Annotated in this window: 12 protein-coding genes; 8 read left to right on the forward strand and 4 right to left on the reverse strand. The window is 72.1% G+C overall.

Annotation, left to right across the window (positions count from 1 at the left end):
• The first annotated feature begins 77 nt into the window (after window positions 1-77).
• Complete coding sequence (locus AB0I54_RS04470) at window positions 78-1,526, forward strand: glycosyltransferase family 39 protein (RefSeq protein WP_363294385.1); 1,449 nt, start codon at window positions 78-80, stop codon at window positions 1,524-1,526.
• A gap of 202 nt (window positions 1,527-1,728) precedes the next feature.
• Here AB0I54_RS04470 and AB0I54_RS04475 read toward each other — a convergent pair whose 3' ends face one another.
• A complete protein-coding gene (locus AB0I54_RS04475) occupies window positions 1,729-2,109 on the reverse strand; it encodes an NTP pyrophosphohydrolase (RefSeq protein ID WP_363294386.1) in 381 nt (126 codons plus the stop codon).
• Window positions 2,110-2,242: 133 nt separating this feature from the next.
• On the opposite strand from AB0I54_RS04475, the gene AB0I54_RS04480 reads away from it, so the two are divergent.
• Both AB0I54_RS04480 and AB0I54_RS04485 read left to right on the forward strand, forming a co-directional pair.
• Window positions 2,243-3,259, forward strand: a complete 1,017-nt coding sequence (locus tag AB0I54_RS04480; protein ID WP_363294387.1) for a hypothetical protein — start codon at window positions 2,243-2,245, stop codon at window positions 3,257-3,259.
• Between the two features lie 143 nt (window positions 3,260-3,402).
• Complete coding sequence (locus AB0I54_RS04485; RefSeq protein WP_363294388.1) at window positions 3,403-4,527, forward strand: hypothetical protein; 1,125 nt, start codon at window positions 3,403-3,405, stop codon at window positions 4,525-4,527.
• A gap of 24 nt (window positions 4,528-4,551) precedes the next feature.
• On the opposite strand, the gene AB0I54_RS04490 is transcribed toward AB0I54_RS04485, so the two are convergent.
• The gene (locus tag AB0I54_RS04490; protein WP_363294389.1) at window positions 4,552-5,652 is read right to left on the reverse strand and encodes an LCP family protein; all 1,101 of its coding nucleotides are present in this window, start codon (window positions 5,650-5,652) and stop codon (window positions 4,552-4,554) included.
• Between the two features lie 322 nt (window positions 5,653-5,974).
• Here AB0I54_RS04490 and AB0I54_RS04495 point away from each other — a divergent pair, with 322 nt between their 5' ends.
• Genes AB0I54_RS04495 through AB0I54_RS04515 form a run of 5 tightly spaced genes read left to right on the forward strand, consistent with a single transcriptional unit; the run spans window position 5,975 to window position 15,094 of the window.
• The gene (locus AB0I54_RS04495; protein WP_363294390.1) at window positions 5,975-7,600 is read left to right on the forward strand and encodes a stealth family protein; all 1,626 of its coding nucleotides are present in this window, start codon (window positions 5,975-5,977) and stop codon (window positions 7,598-7,600) included.
• Window positions 7,601-7,615: 15 nt separating this feature from the next.
• Entirely contained in the window at window positions 7,616-9,241 is a 1,626-nt protein-coding gene (locus tag AB0I54_RS04500) for a sugar phosphotransferase (protein ID WP_363294391.1), read from the forward strand.
• Between the two features lie 2 nt (window positions 9,242-9,243).
• Window positions 9,244-11,001, forward strand: a complete 1,758-nt coding sequence (locus tag AB0I54_RS04505) for a stealth family protein (protein ID WP_363294975.1) — start codon at window positions 9,244-9,246, stop codon at window positions 10,999-11,001.
• Entirely contained in the window at window positions 10,998-13,094 is a 2,097-nt protein-coding gene (locus tag AB0I54_RS04510; protein ID WP_363294392.1) for a glycosyltransferase family 4 protein, read from the forward strand. Before AB0I54_RS04505 ends, AB0I54_RS04510 begins: the two co-directional genes overlap by 4 nt.
• Window positions 13,095-13,126: 32 nt before the next feature.
• Window positions 13,127-15,094: a hypothetical protein gene (locus AB0I54_RS04515; protein WP_363294393.1), complete on the forward strand. Its 1,968-nt coding sequence runs from the start codon at window positions 13,127-13,129 to the stop codon at window positions 15,092-15,094.
• Window positions 15,095-15,153: 59 nt separating this feature from the next.
• Here AB0I54_RS04515 and AB0I54_RS04520 read toward each other — a convergent pair whose 3' ends face one another.
• Together AB0I54_RS04520 and AB0I54_RS04525 are read right to left on the reverse strand one after the other, a co-directional pair.
• Window positions 15,154-17,283, reverse strand: a complete 2,130-nt coding sequence (locus tag AB0I54_RS04520; RefSeq protein WP_363294394.1) for a 3-hydroxyacyl-CoA dehydrogenase NAD-binding domain-containing protein — start codon at window positions 17,281-17,283, stop codon at window positions 15,154-15,156.
• Entirely contained in the window at window positions 17,280-18,497 is a 1,218-nt protein-coding gene (locus tag AB0I54_RS04525) for an acetyl-CoA C-acyltransferase (protein ID WP_363294395.1), read from the reverse strand. Before AB0I54_RS04525 ends, AB0I54_RS04520 begins: the two co-directional genes overlap by 4 nt.
• Window positions 18,498-18,578 lie beyond the last annotated feature (81 nt).

The raw sequence follows: 18,578 nt of genomic DNA on the forward strand, positions 1-18,578 counted from the left end.
GTAGTCAAACAGCTTGCCGCCCCGGCCCCGTATGTCCTGTTTCAGTGGAGACCGCGGGGCCGGATAGCGTGCTCCCCATGTCCGCCGTGTCGCTCGCCCCACCACGTTCCGTAGTCGCAGGGAAGGCGTACTGGACGCGGCTGCTGCCGCTGCTGGCGGCCCTGGCCTGTGTGACCCGTGTGCCGTCCTTCGCGCGGCCGTTGTGGAACCCCGACGAGGGCTTTCTCGCCGTGCAGGCCCGGATGCTGGCACACGGCGGGCAGTTGTACGAGACGGTGGTGGACCGCAAGCCGCCCATCGTGCCCTGGCTGTACCAGGCCGCGTTCGCGCTGGGCGGCTCCGGATCGCTCACACCGGTGCGGATCCTCGCCGTGCTGGCACAGCTGCTCACCGCCGTCCTGCTGTCCTCACTCGCCCGGCGCCGGTGGGGCGACACCGCGGGCCGGACGGCCGGGGTGCTGTATCTGCTGGTCTCCGTGGGGCTCAACCCCGAGGACGCGCAGGCCGCCACGTTCGAGGTGTTCATGCTGCCCTGCACGGCCGCCGCGATGTGGTGCGCGGACCGCCGCCGCTGGGGCACGGCCGGCGCGGCCGTCGCCTGCGCCCTGCTCACCAAGCAAACCGGCGGGGCGGTGCTGGTGCCGGTGCTGTGGCTCGCACACCGGTACGGCGCCCCGCGCGGCGCGGTGCTGCGGCTGGCCGCGGGGGTGGCCCTGCCGGTGCTGGGCGCGGCCCTGGTCACCGATCCGGCAGGCTTCGTCTTCTGGACGGTCACCGGATCGGGGGCGTACGCCTCCTTCACCGGGTCCGAACTGCACGCCCTGGTCCGGGCGCTGACCAACACGGCGATCCTGGCCGTGGCCTGCGCGGGCCTGATCCCGCCGGTGGTACGGGTACTGCGACTGGCCCGCACGGGGGCGGCCGACCTGTGGCTGTGGCTCGCCTCCTCGGCCCTGGCCGTGCTCCTCGGCCTCCACTTCTTCGGCCACTACTACCTGCAACTCATCCCGCCGCTCGCCCTGCTGGCGACGGCCGCGCTGCAGATCCTGCCCCGGCAGCGGCTCACGGCGGCGGTCCTCACTTCGGCCTGCTGCTGCGTCCTCTTCCTGGCCTGGGGTCTGCTGGCGCCCCGCCCCGAACTCACCCACGCCCAGCGCCTGGCCTCCGCCGTGGCCCACCGCACGGCGCTCACCGACCGGGTCCTCGTGTGGGGGATACATCCGGAGACGTACTGGCTGTCCCGGCGCACCCCCGCCAGCCGCTATCTCACCGCCGGGCTCCTCACCAACTTCAGCGGCGGCCGCGGCAGCCCCCAGGTCGGTGAGAAGTACGCCGTCCAGGGCACCTGGCCCGTCTTCCGCGAGGAAATGACCACCCACGCACCCGCTTTGGTGGTCGACGACTCCAGGGGCAAGCCGTACGCCCCCGAACGCGTCCCAGGCCTGCGCCGACTCCTCGCGGCACGGTACGAGCCGGTGGGGGAGGTGGACGGGGCGGTGCTGTACGCACGGGTGACACGGGACTAGGGGGTGTCGTTTGGATCATCCCGGCGTCGCGGGGTCTGGCACGCACTCCCCCAAGCTCTTCGAGCAGGGGGGACCCCCAGGCGTTGTCGTCACTCTCCCCCAAGCTCTCGGCTTCGCTCGACCAGGGGGCACCCCCATGACCCCGCTCGGGTCGGCCGGCCCGCACCGTTGGTCACAGCCGACCTGATCCAAACGACACCCCCTAGGGCATGCCGCCGAGCACCGCCCGTGGGCCCGTCACCTCCGCGTCCAACTCCGTCACCCTGCGCCGCAGTTCGCGGTCGGCCGTGATGACCAGGGTGGGGCGGCCGCGGTTCTCCTCGACCAGCTCGACGATGCGGTCGTCGCCGCTGCCCCGCGCCGACTCCACCCGCAGTCCGGGCGCGGACTCCACGCCGCGCGCCGCGCCCTCGACGACCAGCACGATCTCCACGGGGTTCGGATGACCGGGCAGCCCCTCCGACGCCAGCCGGTCCCGCAGCCGCTCGGCGGCTCCCCTCCGGTCCCGCCACCATCCGTCGGGCACCGACCCGACCACGTTCGCGGCATCGACGATCACGAGCAGCGGCGCATCCTCGTCCATACGCCAAGCGTCCCACGGCGATGCGCCCCGAACAGCGACAGAACACCGGCGCGGCCGCCGACGCAGGGCATCCGGTGCGGTGACCGGCAGGGGCGGGCACCGGTCGATCGTGCGTCCGGCATAGAGTGATGCGGTGAACGGCGACTGGCTCATACGCGGCCGTGACGGCCGGCTCAGTGTCTATCTGCCGTCGGGTGAAGCCGTCCTGTGCCGGGCGGAGCGCGGTCCCGGTGGTTCCTGGGGCGCCCCGCGGAAGGTCGGCGGCGACCAGCGGCTGCACCCCGTGCTCGGCGTCGGTCAGGGCGCCGACGGATACGCCCATCTGGTCTCCTGGCGGCCCACGGCGGTCGGTGAGTCGGGCCTGGTGCACTCCACCCACTTCCGGCCGCATCTCGCCGCCCTGGACTGGGCTCCGGTCGGACACCCCGACAAGAAGGGCGACCGCACCGGCACCCCGGCGGTCGCCGTGGACGCACAGGGCCGGGCCCATGTCTTCGTACGCAACAAGGGCGGCGGAGTGAGCCTGCTGGCCCAGAAGGAGAAGGGCGGCTGGGATCCCTGGCGCGACCTGAAGGGCCGGGACGTCCAGGAGGAACTCGCGGCGGTGACGGGGGAGTCCGGCCGGGTCGAGCTCTACGCGGCCGTCCCCGGCGCCGTACTGCACTGGCGCCAGGAGGAGGCGGGCGCCGAGCCGGTCCTGGAGGAGGCGCTGGAGGCACCGGCCCGCCCCGGAACCCTGCACGCCCTGGCCACCTCCCCCGACAGCACCACCCTCTTCTACACCGCCGACTCGGGCGACATCTGCGCCTGGCGCCCCGGCGGCAAGCCCGTCGCCCTGCTCCCCGCGGCCGGCGACGGCCCGGTCGCGGCGGTCCGCTGCGAACTGGACGGCCACGACTGCACCCTCCTCGCCCAGCGTTCGTCGAGCGGCCGCGTGGCCTTCGCCGCGTATCCGACCCAGGACGAGACGGCGGGCGCCTGGTGGACCGAGTCGGGCCCCCAGCTCCCCGCGGACGCCGTGGTGGCCCTCGCGCTGGACGAGAACGGCCGCGTGACGGCGGCAACGTTGTCCCCGTCGACCGGCCGACTCCTGGTCACCCGCCGCAAGGACGAGCCGGGACTGGCGCTGGAGGCGTGGCGGCAGGTGTGAGGGGGGGGCGTGCACACGATCGTCACACCGCGTTCGCCGAACGTTCGACCTATGATGAGGCGCGCTCGGCCTCCCCGTGCAACAGGTGTTCGGGAGTCGGCAGGTCAACCAAGCCGGGCGGCAGGGAAGGGGGAGGTCACGTCATGCGGACCGGATCCGGGCGCGGCACCGCCCGGCGCAGAGCCGGCGACCGCGTCGTCGCACGCACGGAGACGACGGAGCAGTACACCGCCGAGGCTGTGGCGGGCCGCTGGCTCGTACTCGGCAAGGACGGCAGGCTGACCGCCTACGCCCGCACCCGCGCCGGTCTGCTCCGCTGGACCGAGACCCGGCCGGGCGGCCCGCACTGGACGGGCCCCGACTTCTTCCCCGTGCCGGATCTGACCCACCTGTCGGTGACCCAGGGCGCCGACACCTACGTCCACTTCGTCGGCCGACGCGAGGTCCGCAAGGGTGACGGCCCGCCCGCCGTCGACATCGTGCACGCCATCCAGTACCAGACCGGCCGCCCGGTGACCGAGTGGCGGTCGCTGGGCAACCCGCACAAGGACCGGGAGAAGGCCGCCCGCTTCGGCGTCCCGGTGGCCGCGGTCAGCGCCTCGGGGCGGGTGCACGTCTTCGCGCGCAACGCGGGCCGCGGGCTGATGCTGCGCCGTGAGGGGCCCACCGGGAAGTGGGAGCCGTGGCAGGACCTCAAGGGCAGCCGGGTGCACGACGGACTGGCCGCCGTCGCCCACGCCTCGGGACGCATCGAGGTGCTGGCGGGCGGCGACCAGGACGTCATGTGGTGGCGGCAGGCCGAGGCCGACGGCGACTTCCGGCAGGAGCCCAACATTCCGGTGCGGGTGGCTCCGGGCACGGTGTCGGCGCTGGAGACGGCGCCGGACCGGGCGTCGTACTACTGGGCCGACCCCGACAGCGGTGGCCTCGTCGCCCACCGCCCCGGCGGCTGGGTGATCCCCCTCGGCGGCGCACCGGCGGGGGACCCCGTCTCGCTGCTGCGTGCGGTGCTCGACGGGTACGACTGCACTGTGCTGGCCCACCGGGACATGGACGGGCAGGTCGTGCTCGCCGCGTCCGGCGTGGAGAACGAGCAGGCCGGCCTGTGGTGGTCACCGACCGGCGAGCACTGCGTCGGCGCTCCGGCGCTCGCCCTCGATGCGTACGGCCGGATCGTGCTCGCCGTGATCGCACCGGACGGAGCGCTCCACATCGCCCGCCAGGCCGGCGGCCCCGGCCTGGCGCTGTCCCCGTCGGTCCGCGTCTGACGCCCGTCCGCGACAGGCCCTGGGTCAGGACGCCGAACCCCCCGTCGCCGGCGACTTCTTCGCCGACGCGGGGATCTCCTGGTCCTTGCGCAGCGCCTGCCACAACCGGCCGGCCTGCGGCTGGGCGGCCACGACGCGGTTGGGGTCCTGGGTGTCGTACCGCACCGGCAGCATGATCGTCTCCATCGTGGACGGGTCGACGCCGTTCATGCTGCGCCCGAACTCCGCGAGCTTGGTCAGGGAGGCGAGGCCCGAGTCGGTGGTGAGCGACTCGGTGAGCCGGTCGGCGATCCGGTAGGCCTTGGTGGGGCTGCCGAGCAGGTCCTGCTTCTTGATCTCGCTCAGCAGGGCGATCAGGAACTGCTGCTGGAGCCCGATGCGCCCGAGGTCGCTGCCGTCGCCGATGCCGTGCCGTGTGCGGACGAACTGCAGGGACTGCGTGCCGTCGAGCCGGTGGGTGCCGGCGGTCAGGTCCAGGCCGCTGGACTTGTCGTGGATGTCCTGGTCGACGGTGACGCTGACCCCGCCTATCGCGTCCACCAGCCCCTTGAAGCCCGCGAAGTCGATCTCCACGAAGTGGTCCATCCGCACCCCGGACATCTGCTCGACGGTCTTGACCACACAGGCCGGACCGGCGAGCGAGTAGACCGAGTTGAACATCACACGCTTCGCGGAGGGAAGCGCCGAGCCGCCCTTCGCGGTGCACTCGGGCCGGGTCACCAGGGTGTCGCGCGGGATGCTCACGGCGACGGCCCTGCTGCGGCCCTCGGGTATGTGGATCACCAGCGCGGTGTCGGAGCGTGCGCCGGCGACCTTGCCGGTGCCGAGCGACGCGTTGGCGCCGGACCGCGAGTCGGAGCCGAGGACCAGGAGGTTCTGCCCCGAGGTGGGCAGCTTGTGGGGCCGGTCGTCGCCGATGGCCTTCTCGAGGTCGACGCCCTTGATGTTGCCGTTCAGGTCGCTGTAGAGCCAGTAGCCGACCCCGCCCGCGGCCAGCACGAGCAGGACGAGACTCAGCGCGATCCAGCGCCACACGCGACGGCGCCGCCGGGGCGGCTTGGCCCGGCGGCCGGCCGGCGCCCGCCGCGATCCCGGTGAGCCCGTCTCCGTCTGGGCGTGCGTCATTGCCTCGGTTCCTCTCTCGGGCCGGCTCGATGCCGTGGTCGTCAGGAGCTCAGGGCACGAGTGGGGGGGGAGAGGCCGGGCCCGTCTGCGGTGGTGGACACACATCCACCGGTCATCAGACGTTCAGAGGAACGTAAGGGTTGTATGTGTTTTCTGTCATTTCCGAGTGATGTTGACAGCGAAGTAAGCGCTTGATGATGATGTGCCGGTCATGTGAAGGTTAAATCTTCGTAGTGAAATCCATGGTGGCCCGGTGCCGCCATGGACGGGGTCAAGGGGTGGCTGTGCTGGTGCGTGCGTCGGCCCGTGGGGGGCGAGCGGCGTGACGACCCTCTCCGACCGTGCTGTCGGACAGGCGGAGGGTGTGACGGACCGCACCCCGCGAGGCGCCGAACGGCAGCGTCCCGCGGCGACCGGGCCCACCACGGTCACCGCGGAGCACGGCGACGTCTACGTCGAGCCGGGACTGACACCGCTTGCCGCCCGCGAGGCCAACCGCTCCGCGCTCACCGCGCTGCTCGACTCGGCGGGCGTCGCCCACTTCGCCGTCCGCGGCACCTCCGACCACGGCACCGTCGTCGCCGTGGCCGAGGAGGACCGGGACCGCGTGCTCGGCGTGGTGTTCCGCGGGCTGAGCCAGTACCCGGGGCACCTCAGCGTGATCGATCCGGACGCGCCCCGGCCGGCCAAGCCCGTCTCCTCCCGTGACCCCAAGGCCTGGCGTGACGTCTCCGGCGCGCGGGTCCTGCAGATCAGCTGGTACCGCACCGACCCGGGTCGGCACCTGCTGCTCGGGCACGAGTACGGCTGCGCCATCGAGTTCTGGCAGCGGCAGGGCACGTACCTCCTCGCGCCCCGCGCCAACCGGGCCACCTGGGCCGTCGCCGCCGACGGCGGGAACGTCCTGGGGTCCGCCCGGCTGTTCAGCCGGTTCGTCTCCGACTGGACCCCGCGCCACCTCGCTCCCCCGCTCCCCACGCGCCCCGAGTTCCTGGTGAACTGTGCGGACGACATCGCCTTCCCCGTCGACGCCGTCTACACCTGGGTCGACGGCAACGACCCCGCGTGGCAGCGGCGCAAGGCGCAGGCGAAGGGCGAGGCCTACCACGCGGAGTCCGCGAGCGACGCCCGCTTCATCAGCCGCGACGAGCTGCGCTACTCGGTGCGCTCCCTGCACCTGTTCGCGCCGTGGATCCGCACCGTGTACATCGTGACCGACGACCAGGTCCCGGCCTGGCTGCGCGAGGACGTGCCCGGGGTGCGCATCGCCACCCACCGCGAGATCTTCCGCGACCGCTCGGTGCTGCCCGTCTTCAACTCGCACGCGATCGAGTCGCAGCTGCACCACATCGAGGGCCTGGCCGAGCACTTCCTGTACTTCAACGACGACATGTTCATCGGCCGTCCGGTGGCCCCGCAGGCCTTCTTCACGCCGAGCGGCACGGCGCGCTACTTCCCCTCGCGCAACCGCATTCCGCAGGGCCCGGTCGCCGAGACCGACACTCCGGTCGACGCGGCGTGCAAGAACAACCGCGCCCTGTTGCTGGAACGTTTCGGCAAGGTGATCACCCAGCCGATGGAGCACATCCCGTACGCCCTGCGGCGCTCGGCGATGGAGGAGGCCGAGCGGGACTTCCCCGAGGCCTGGGCGCGCACCGCGGGCAGCAGGTTCCGGGCGATGACCGACCTGTCGCCGACCTCGTCCTTCGCGCTCTACTACGCGGCACTGACCGGCCGGGCCCAACCGGGCTCGATGCCCTTCACCTACCTCCAGCTGGCCGTGCCGGACCTGGCGGACCGGCTGCAACGGCTGCTCGACGGCCGGGACCAGGACTCCTTCTGTCTCAACGACGCCTTCTCCACACCCGAGGACATCGAGGCGCAGACGGAGCTGCTGGACGGCTTCCTCACCTCCTACTTCCCCACCCCCAGCCCCCACGAGCGATGAAACGGAGTTCATGACGTGCCGGACCCGACGTCCATGAGCTCCGCGGTCAACGTCTACAAACGCCTCGTCCCCCAGCCCGTACGCTCCGCCGCCGCGACCACGGTGCCCGTCGGCGTGCGGCGCAAGGTCAAGCGGCGGCTCGCCCGCACCCTGAGCCGCCGCGAGGCCCGGCTGCACCGCAGGGCCCTGCGCCGGGTGCGCAAGGCGGAGTTCGGCCACTCCGAGAGCCGCACCCAGGCACCCGACGGCAGGGTCGGCCATGTGCACACCGGCCTCACCGTCGACCGGGCCCGCCGGCTCGACCACGACCTGGTCACCCACGCCCTGGATGCCGCCGACATCCCCTGGTTCGCGGTCCCGGCCCTCGACGACCGACGGATCTGCCTGGCCGTCGACCAGCAGGACAAGGGCGCCGTCCGCCGGGTGCTCCGCGCGCTGCTGGAGGAACACACCGGCTACGTCGTCTCCGTCTCGCCCTCCCAGAACGACACCCGGGACATCCCGGGCAGCCATGTGAAGGCGTGGAAGCACTACGGCAAGGCCAAGGTGATCCGCCTGACCTGGCTGCGCACCGAGCCCACCGGGAACCTCTGGGTGGGCGAGGACCAGGGCATCGAGATCGAGTTCTGGACCGCCAACACCGACCTGCCCGTCGAGCGGCTGATCGGCCCGCGCCCCAACCGGGTCCAGCGTGCCGTGCCCAGCGACGCGCCCGGCGTGGAGATCGGCCTCGACCGGCTGTCCGGCTACTGCGACATCGACGGCGACATGGAGCCGACGATCACGCTGGAGAACTTCGACGTCCCCCGCCTCGAGGAGATCACCTTCCCCGTGGACGCGGTCCTGCTGTGGCAGCACCCCACCCCGTGGGGCGAGGAACTGCTGCGGGCCGCGCTGCGCTCCCTGCACCAGTACGCCCCCTGGGTCGACGTCGTCCACCTGGTCGCCGAGGCGGAGCCGCCGGCCTGGCTGCAGGCCGACGACCGGCTCACCGTGGTCCGCGCCCGGCCGGGTTCCGAGTGGCATCTGCACCAACTGCCCGACCTCGCCGACCACTTCCTGCTGCTGCGCCCCGGAGCCCTGTTCGGCCGGCCGGTCCGCCCCTTCGACTACTTCACCCCGAACGGTGCGACCCGCCCCCGGCGCGGCCCCTGGAACGCCCAGGAGTCCTTCGCCCCGTGGACGCGCACCGCGTTCTCGGCCAGCGGCCGGGTCACCACCCACGGCTACGCGCACGGCCCGCAGCCGCACCGTGCCGAGACACTGGCCCGGCTCATGGAGTCCGGCGCCGCACCGCTGCCCCTGGACGACGGGCAGTGGCTGCCCGCCGTACCCGGCACGCACCCCCTGGACGGCGTGGTCCACCACGTCGGGCACACCGCGGGAGTGGCCGACCCGTCCGGCGAGGCGTCGGTGGCGCTGCACGCGGCGCTGCCGGGCATCGGCACCCACCTGGAACGCCTCCTGATCCGCCGCGACACCCAGCAGATCCAGTTCTTCGGCCTCGGCACCGAGGAGGCACGCGTCCGCGGCGGCACCAAGGCCGTCGTGCGCTTCCTGCACCGTTACTTCCCCGTCCCCAGTGTCTTCGAGCGCGATCAGACCATCGACCAGCACCACGAGGCGGGGAGCCGGCCGTGAGCATGGGCAACCCCGAGGCATCCGCCGCGGTAGGGGCGTACCGCACCCTGGTCCCCGCGGGCCTCAGACGCCGTGTCGCACGCCGGGTACCGGTGCGCCTGCGCATGGTGCTCAAGCAGTTGCTGCGCCGACTGCACACCGTCAGCCTGGGCGCCCGCATGGTCCGTGGCGCCCGGGCCCGTCGCCGCTGGCCGCATCTGTCCGGCGCGGGCGAGCGGCTCGCCGCACTCACCGGGCACGGCGCCCGGATCGCCCTGGTCCGGCCGACCGTGTCCCCGCTGGGCCTGCGCGAGGCCAACCTCGAACTCGTCGTCACCGCCCTCGAGGAGGCCGGTGTCGACTACTTCGCGGTGCGCGGCGCCTCCGACTTCCGCTCCTGCCTCGCCGTCGCCGAGGCCGACCGCGACCGGGTCGGCGAGGTGCTGGAGCGCTGCGCCGAGGGCAGCCCCGTCTACCTGCGGGCCTGTCGTGGCGAGGCCGCGCAGGGCCGCACCGTGCTGGCGGGATCGCGCGGCGGCCGACAGTTGGCCCGCCAGGCGGCCGTCCTGCGCATCGGGATGGTGTGGAGCGACCCGGCGGGCTCCCTGGTCCTCGGCCTGGAGCACGGCTGCGACATCGAGTTCTGGCAGCCCGAGGACGGACGCCTGCTCGCCCCGCGGCCCAACCGCGTCACCGAGGACGTCGCACCCGACGAGCCCCGCGTCACCGTCCCCATCAGCAGGCTCACCGGCTTCGCCGCCCTGCACACCCGCCGTACCCGCTCGGTGCGCACCATCCGCCCCTGCGCCGAACCCCTGCCCGAGGACGTGCGCTTCCCCGTGGACGTCGTCTACACCTGGGTCGACGGCAGCGACCCCGCCTGGCAGCGGCGGCGCGGCGCCTACGGCGAGGGCGGCTACCACACCGAGTCGGCGAACGCGGCCCGCTACATCAGCCGCGACGAACTGCGCTACTCCCTGCGCGCGCTGGAGCAGAACGCCCCCTGGGTGCGCCACGTCTACCTGGTGACGGACCGTCAGCGCCCGGCCTGGCTCCACGACAGCCACCCGCGCCTCACCGTCGTCGACCACTCGGAGATCTTCGACGACCCGGCCGCGCTGCCGACCTTCAACTCGCACGCCATCGAAAGCCGTCTGCACCACATCAAGGGCCTGTCCGAGCACTTCCTCTACTTCAACGACGACATGTTCCTGGGCAGCCCCGTCACCCCGCAGGACTTCTTCCTGTCCAACGGCATGACCCGCACCTTCTTCTCGCCGTCCCAGGTGCCCCGGTGGGACCGCAGCCCCGTCGACCGCCCGGTCGACGCGGCCGGCAAGAACAACCGGCGCCTGCTGCTGGAGCAGTTCGGCACGGCCATCGTGCAGAAGCTGCGGCACGCCCCCTACGCGCTGCGGCGCAGCGTGCTGCACGAGATCGAGCGCGAGTTCGCCGAGGAGCACTGGAACACCTCGCACAGCAGGTTCCGCAGCGCCACCGACATCTCCATCCCGTCCTCGCTGTACCACTACTACGCCTACTTCACCGGCCGCGCCGTGCCCTCGAACATCACCTTCGCCTACCTCGACCTCGCCAAGCCGGAGATCCAGCGCCGGCTCGGCATCCTGCTGGCCCGCCGCGACCGCCAGGCTTTCTGCATCAACGACACCCTCTCCGACGGCCACGACGTGGACCGCCAGACCCGGATGCTCAACACGTTCCTGCGCGCCTACTACCCGGTGCCGAGCCCCTTCGAGCGCAAGGAGGGCGAGGTCCGGTGAAGATCTCCTTCCTGATCAACAACATCTACGGCATCGGCGGCACCAACCGCACCGTCATCAACCTCGCCGAGGCGCTCTCGGTCCGCCACGAGGTGGAGATCGTCTCGGTCTTCCGGCGTGCCACCGCGACCAAGTTCGAGATCTCCCCGCGCGTCACCGTCCGCGCCCTCGTCGACCTGCGTCCCGGCTCCGCCGACCGGGGCGCCGCCGGCAGCGACGAACCCAGTGAAGTGGTGCCGCGCCAGGAGGAGTTCTACGCCCAGTACAGCAGGTTCACCGACGGCCGCATCATCCGCGAACTGCAGAAGACGTCCGCCGACGTGGTGGTCGGCACCCGGCCCAGCCTCAACCTCTTCGTCGCCGCCCACACCCGCGACGGCGCCCTGCGCGTCGCCCAGGAGCACATGACCCACCTGGCCATCCCGCCCGCGGTACGCGCGGAGATGGCCCGGGTCTACCCGCGACTGGACGCGATCACGACGGTCACGGAGGCCGACGCCCGCTCCTTCATGGAGAACACGCCGATCCCCGGGATCCCCGTGGTCGGCATCCCCAACAGCGTCCCCGAGCCGTCCGTCGAGCCGTCCGACTGCTCGCGCAAGGTCGTCGTCAGCGCGGGCCGCATGCACCAGATCAAGCGGTACGACCTGCTGATCCGCGCCTTCGGCCAACTGGCCGAGGAGTTCCCCGACTGGCAGCTGCGCATCTACGGCGACGGCGGCGAGGCCGGCAAGCTGCGCACCCTGGTCACCGAACTGGGCCTGACCGGGCGGGCGTTGTTCATGGGCGGCTTCTCGCCGATCGAGTCCGAGTGGGCCAAGGGCTCGATCGCGGCCGTCACGTCGAGCGCCGAGTCGTTCGGCATGACGCTGGTCGAGGCGATGCGCTGCGGCCTGCCCGTCGTCTCCACCGACTGCCCCGTCGGCCCCCGGGAGATCCTGGCCGACGGCGAGGACGGCTTCCTCGTGCCCAACGGCGAGGTCGAGGGCATCGCCTGGGGCCTGCGCCGCCTCATGGCCGACGAACCGCTGCGCCGCGTCATGGGCGCCGCCGCGCTGCGCAACGCGGCGCGCTTCGACCCGTCGGCCGTGGCCGACCGCTATCTGGAGCTGTTCGAGGACGCCGCCCGCCGCCGTGCCGCCGCCCACCGCGGCTACCGCGCCCCCGCCGGGCCCCGCCAGACCGGAGCCGAGCAGCTCACGGTGGCGCCGGTCTCGCTCGGCGCGGCCACCGTGGACGTCACCGCCGACGACGCGGGCTGGCTGCGCTTCACCGCCGACGGGCCCGCCGAGGGCCGCCGCCGCTGGCAGTTCGTGCTGCGCCACAAGACCGCCGACGGCGACCGCCGCCCCGACCTCCCGCTGCGCACCTCCCGCACGGACCTGGACAACGGCGGCACCCGCTACACGGCCGTCCTCACGCCGACGGCCCTCGACGACCTCGGGGACGGACGCTGGCAGGTGACGATGAGCGCCCCCAAGTCCTCGCCCGTGCACATGAAGGCCGGCGTCCGCGACACCCGCGCCCTCATCGACGCCCGCGCCCGCCTGGTGGCCCGCCCCCCGACCGGGCCGGTCGGCTGGAACCTGCCCTACGCGCAGCCCAACGGGCGGCTGATGCTGCGCACGGTGTTGCGCGAGGAACACGTCGAGTGCACCGGCGTGGAGGTCGGCGACGGCGCCATCACGCTGCGCGGCGTGCTGACCGGCGGACGCCGGATCGAGCCCGGCGCCCTGTTCATCGTCAGCCGTCGCGGCCGGCACGGGCGGAGCTTCTCGGTGCCCGTGCAGGTCCTGGGCCGCCAGTCGTTCCGCGCCGAGGCGCCGCTGCGTCGGGTCGTCGACCACCGCCTGGAGCGCTGGGAGGACTGGGACTGGTGGCTGCAGCCCGACCCGTTCGACCGCCGCAAGATGCGCGTCTGCCACCTGCTGGAGGACTTTCCCGACGTCAAGGGCGCCTACGTCTACCCGTCCGTCCCACTGGTGGGTGACGAGGCCTCGCAGTACGCCGTGGTTCACCCGGCCCGCCCGGTGTGGGTGCGGCCCTACTGCTCCGCCTCGGGCGCCATGGCCATGAACGTGGTCGACCGATGAGCCCCGCCGACCCCGACGGCCGAGGAGGGCCGATGACCGAACCCACCCGCTCCATCCTGCACATCGTCGCCCACCAGGACGACGACCTGTACTTCATGAACCCGGACCTGGTGCGCTCCCTGCAGGACGGCGACCGGATCACCACGGTCATCGTCACGGCGGGCGAGGCCGACGGCATCAACGTCGACACCAACGAGCCCCAACGCGCGGCGGTGGTACCGGACTTCGTCCGCTACAGCACCGAGCGCGGCTGCGGGCTGCGCTCCGCCTACGCCCGCATGGCCACGGGAAACCGCGACCACCCCTGGCGGCGTGAACCCGTCGACCTCGTGCCCGGGTTCGCGGCGGAGCGGTTCACGCTCGTCGACCACGACTCCGTGTGCCTCTACTTCCTGCAGCTGCACATGGGCGCCCCTACCGAACGCGGCACCCGCACCCGGCTCCACGAACTGTGGGAGGGCGCCGTGCGCACCCAGACCACGCTGCCGGTGCACGGATGCACCGTCGGCGAGGTCCAGCACGTCACCCGCGAGCAGGTGATCGCCGCCCTGACCGCCCTCATGAGCCATGTCCGTCCCACCGCGGTGCGCACCATGGACCCCGACCCGGAACATGACGGCGGCCGCAGCGAGTTCGTCTGCTCCGACCACGTCGACCACACCACGACCTCCCAGTTCGCCCTCGCCGCCCTCACCCGGCACCGGGAGGCGGGCCACAACCCGGTCGTCGAGCACTATCGCGCCTACGCCAACCGCTTCTGGGGCTACAACCTGGACTCGGCCGCGGTCGCGGAGAAGGCCGAGTACCTGGCCACGTACGGCGGCCTCGACGCCCCCACGGTCTGCCCGCACGGCACTTGCCGGACCTGCGGCGACCGGCAGCTGGGGCCGAACCCGTACCGCAGCACGCACATGATGAGCGCCGCCTACCGATACTCCCCGACGACCGACTGGCTGCGCCTGGGGCCGGCCGGGCGACTCAACGCCTTCGGGGTGCTGGCCGGCCGGCTCGCCTTCTGGACGGAGACCGGTCCGGCGGGCGGTGAGTGGAAGGGCCCCTTCGTCCTCGGCGACGGCTGGATCGCGCCCACGCTCGCTGTCACCGGGCTGCCGGGCGGTCCGGCCGAACTCGTGGGCCTGCGCCGTCAGAACGTGGTCGGCAGCGGGGTGACCGTGGACGTCGTGCACACCGCCCAGGACCCCGGCGGCAACGGCTTCAGCGGCTGGCAGACTCTGGAGAACCCCGACTGGGCACACGGTGACGGCCGTCGGCAGCGGGAGGTGGGCGTGCCGTCCGCCGCGGTCGACGCGGCCGGCCGGCTGTACGTCTTCGTCCGCGACTTCGACCAGGGCATCAGCTGCCGCCGCCGTGAGGCCGACGGCACCTGGCTGCCCTGGGAGGCCCTCGGCGGCAGCTTCGTCCAGGACGCCGGGACCGCCCTGGTCACCGAGCGTGGCACGGTGGAGTTGTACGTGCCGGGCAAGAACACCGTGTGGCGCTGGCACCAGGCCGAGCCCGGTGGTCCCTTCCTGCTGGACGAGACCCTGCAGACGGGCCGGCCGGCGACCGGCGGGATCACCGCCGTCGACTCGGGCGGCGGCCGCACCTGCCTCTACTTCCGGGAGGCCGGCACCCAGCAGGTCATGGCCTACCGCCAGCACGCCGACGGCCGCTGGCCCGGCTCCGGCGCGGGACTGGGGGGCCACGGCGGCACGGGCGCCGTCGCCGCGCTGTGGGCCCCCGAACGCGGCGCCCGCGAGGCCTTCCTGGCCCACCGCGGCAGCCGTGGCCGGCTCGTCGTCTCCCTGCCCGACCGGGACAAGGACGTCTCCGGGACGCACTGGCACGAGACGGGGGAGATGATCGCCCACGCTCCGGCCATGGCGTACGACGCGACGGGCGCCCTGGTCGTGGCCGTCATCGGCACCGACGGACAGCTGCGCGTCCGCCGCCAGTTGTCGCCGACCGCGGGAAGCCCGCTGGGGCCCTGGCGGTCGTAGGAACGCGACGACAGAGGGCCTCCGCCGAAGCGGAGGCCCTCTTCACGTGCGTACGACGGTTACGCGGGAACCGACGCCACGCCCGGAGCCAGGAACTTCTTGCCGTTCACCCGCTCCGAGACGCCCTCACGGTCCAGGTACGGCGTGATGCCGCCCAGGTGGAAGGGCCAGCCGGCGCCGGTGATCAGGCACAGGTCGATGTCCTGGGCCTCGGCCACGACACCCTCGTCGAGCATCAGACCGATCTCCTGGGCCACCGCGTCGAGGACGCGGTCCCGGACCTGCTCCTCGGTCAGGACGACATCGCCCTGCTTGAGCAGCGCCGCGACCTCGGGGTCCAGCTCCGGCTTGCCGCTGTCGTAGACGTAGAAGCCGCGCTTGCCCGCCTTGACGACGGCCGCGAGGTTCGGGGAGACCTTGAAGCGGTCCGGGAAGGCCCGGTTGAGGGTCTCCGAGACGTGCAGACCGATCGCGGGGCCGACCAGTTCCAGCAGCACCAGCGGGGACATCGGCAGGCCGAGCGGCTCGATGGCCTTCTCGGCGACCTCGACCGGGGTGCCCTCGTCGATGACGTTCTGGATCTCGCCCATGAAGCGGGTCAGGATGCGGTTCACCACGAACGCCGGGGCGTCCTTGGTGAGGACCGCGGTCTTCTTCAGCTTCTTGGCGACCGCGAAGGCGGTGGCCAGCGAGGCGTCGTCGGTCTGCTCGCCCCGGACGATCTCCAGGAGCGGGAGGACGGCGACCGGGTTGAAGAAGTGGAAGCCCACGACCCGCTCGGGGTTCTTGAGCTTCGACGCCATCTCCGTCACCGACAGGGAGGAGGTGTTGGTCGCGAGGATCGCGTGTGCCGGGGCGACCGCCTCGACCTCCGCGAACACCGTCTGCTTGACGCCGATCTCCTCGAAGACGGCCTCGATGATGAAGTCGGCGTCCGCGAAGCCCTCGGCCTTGTCCAGGACACCGGTGACCAGCGCCTTGAGGCGGTTGGCCTTGTCCTGGTTGATACGGCCCTTGCCCAGCAGCTTCTCGATCTCGGCGTGGACGTAGCCCACACCCTTGTCGACGCGCTCCTGGTCGATGTCCGTGAGGACGACCGGGACCTCCAGGCGGCGCAGGAAGAGCAGGGCGAGCTGGCTGGCCATCAGGCCCGCGCCGACCACGCCGACCTTGGTGACCGGGCGCGCCAGGTTCTTGTCCGGGGCACCGGCCGGGCGCTTGCCGCGCTTCTGCACCAGGTTGAACGCGTAGATGCCGGAGCGCAGTTCGCCACCCATGATCAGGTCGGCGAGCGCCGTGTCCTCGGCGTCGTAGCCCTGCTGCAGGTCGCCGTTCTTGGCGGCCGCGATGATGTCCAGGGCACGGTAGGCGGCCGGGGCCGCGCCGTGCACCTTGGAGTCCGCGATGAAGCGGCCCTTGGCGACGGCCTGGTCCCAGCCCTCACCGCGGTCGATCACCGGGCGCTCGACCTCGATGTCGCCCTTGAGGACGTTCGCGGTCCAGATCAGCGACTGCTCCAGGAAGTCGGCGCCCTCGAAGATGGCGTCGGCGATCCCCAGGTCGAAGACCTGCTGGCCCTTGAGCTGCTTGTTCTGGTTCAGGCTGTTCTCGATGATCACCGAGACGGCCTTGTCGGCGCCGATCAGGTTCGGCAGGATCGTGCAGCCGCCCCAGCCCGGGACCAGACCGAGGAAGACCTCGGGCAGGGAGAACGCCGGGATCGCCTTGGAGACGGTCCGGTAGGCGCAGTGCAGACCGACCTCGACGCCACCGCCCATGGCGGCACCGTTGTAGTACGCGAAGGTCGGGACCGCGAGGCCCGCGAGGCGCTTGAAGACTTCGTGGCCGCCCTTGCCGATGGCGAGCGCGTCGTCGTGCTTCTTCAGCAGCTCGACGCCCTTGAGGTCGGCGCCGACCGCGAAGATGAACGGCTTGCCGGTGATGCCGACACCGACGATGTCGCCGGCCGCGGCCTCCGCCTCGACCTGGTCGATGGCGGTGTCGAGGTTCGCCAGCGAGGCCGGGCCGAAGGTGGTCGGCTTGGTGTGGTCGAAGCCGTTGTCCAGCGTGATGAGCGCGAAGCGCCCGGCACCGAACGGCAGGTCGAGGTGGCGTACGTGCGCGGACGTCACGACCTCGTCGGGGAACAGCTCGGCCGCACCCTTCAGAAGCTCAGCGGTGGTGCTCACTTGTCCCCCTCGAAGTGCGGGTTCTCCCAGATGACCGTCGCGCCCATGCCGAAGCCGACGCACATGGTGTTCAGGCCGTAGCGGACGTGCGGCTGCTCCTCGAACTGGCGGGCCAGCTGCGTCATCAGACGGACACCGGAGGAGGCCAGCGGGTGGCCGTAGGCGATGGCGCCGCCGTACTGGTTGACGCGTGCGTCGTCGTCGGCGATGCCGTAGTGCTCCAGGAAGGCGAGGACCTGGACGGCGAAGGCCTCGTTGATCTCGAAGAGGCCGATGTCGGAGATGGACAGGCCCGCCTGGGCGAGGGCCTTCTCCGTGGCCGGGATCGGGCCGTAGCCCATGACCTCGGGCTCGACGCCCGCGAAGGCGTAGGAGACCAGGCGCATCTTGACCGGCAGGTTGTTCTCGCGGGCGAAGTCCTCGCTCGCGATGATCGAGGCGGTGGCGCCGTCGTTCAGACCGGCCGCGTTACCGGCGGTGACCCGGCCGTGCACGCGGAACGGGGTCTTCAGACCGGCGAGGTTCTCCAGGGTCGTACCCGGGCGCATCGGCTCGTCGGCCGTGACCAGGCCCCAACCGGTCTCGCCGGCCTCGGGGTTGGTACGACGCACCGAGATCGGCACCAGGTCCTGCTGGATCTTGCCGTCGGCGTAGGCCTTGGCGGCCTTCTCCTGCGAGCGCACGGCGTATTCGTCGGCGCGCTGCTTGGTGATGGTCGGGTAGCGGTCGTGCAGGTTCTCGGCGGTCATGCCCATGAACAGGGCGGACTCGTCGACCAGCTTCTCGCTGACGAAGCGCGGGTTGGGGTCCACGCCCTCGCCCATCGGGTGGCGGCCCATGTGCTCGACGCCACCGGCGATGACGGCGTCGTAGGCGCCGAACGCGATCGAACCGGCGGTGGTCGTCACGGCGGTCAGGGCGCCGGCACACATGCGGTCGATCGAGTAGCCCGGGACGGACTGGGGGAGACCGGCGAGGATGCCGGCCGTGCGGCCGAGGGTCAGGCCCTGGTCACCGATCTGCGTGGTCGCGGCGATGGCGACCTCGTCGATCTTCTTCGGGTCGAGGCCGGGGTTGCGGCGCAGCAGCTCCCGGATCGCCTTCACGACGAGGTCGTCGGCGCGGGTCTCGTGGTAGATGCCCTTCGGGCCCGCCTTGCCGAACGGGGTGCGGACGCCGTCGACGAAGACGACATCCCTGACGGTACGAGGCACGATGGCTCTCCTCCAGGGTGCGGGATGGCACTGCTGCGACGCGCAAGAGCTGAGCGCGCGCTCAGGGCCCATGCTACTTGT

Source organism: Streptomyces sp. NPDC050625 (genome assembly GCF_040654755.1).
Taxonomy (GTDB): Bacteria; Actinomycetota; Actinomycetes; order Streptomycetales; family Streptomycetaceae; genus Streptomyces.

Bases quoted from the DNA above. Each gene is read 5' to 3' on its own strand.
- AB0I54_RS04515 (WP_363294393.1), top strand. From the start codon at position 13,127: ATGACCGAACCCACCCGCTCCATCCTGCACATCGTCGCCCACCAGGAC.
- AB0I54_RS04475 (WP_363294386.1), bottom strand. From the start codon at position 2,109: ATGGACGAGGATGCGCCGCTGCTCGTGATCGTCGATGCCGCGAACGTG.
- AB0I54_RS04490 (WP_363294389.1), bottom strand. From the start codon at position 5,652: ATGACGCACGCCCAGACGGAGACGGGCTCACCGGGATCGCGGCGGGCG.
- AB0I54_RS04470 (WP_363294385.1), top strand. From the start codon at position 78: ATGTCCGCCGTGTCGCTCGCCCCACCACGTTCCGTAGTCGCAGGGAAG.
- AB0I54_RS04485 (WP_363294388.1), top strand. From the start codon at position 3,403: ATGCGGACCGGATCCGGGCGCGGCACCGCCCGGCGCAGAGCCGGCGAC.
- AB0I54_RS04505 (WP_363294975.1), top strand. From the start codon at position 9,244: ATGGGCAACCCCGAGGCATCCGCCGCGGTAGGGGCGTACCGCACCCTG.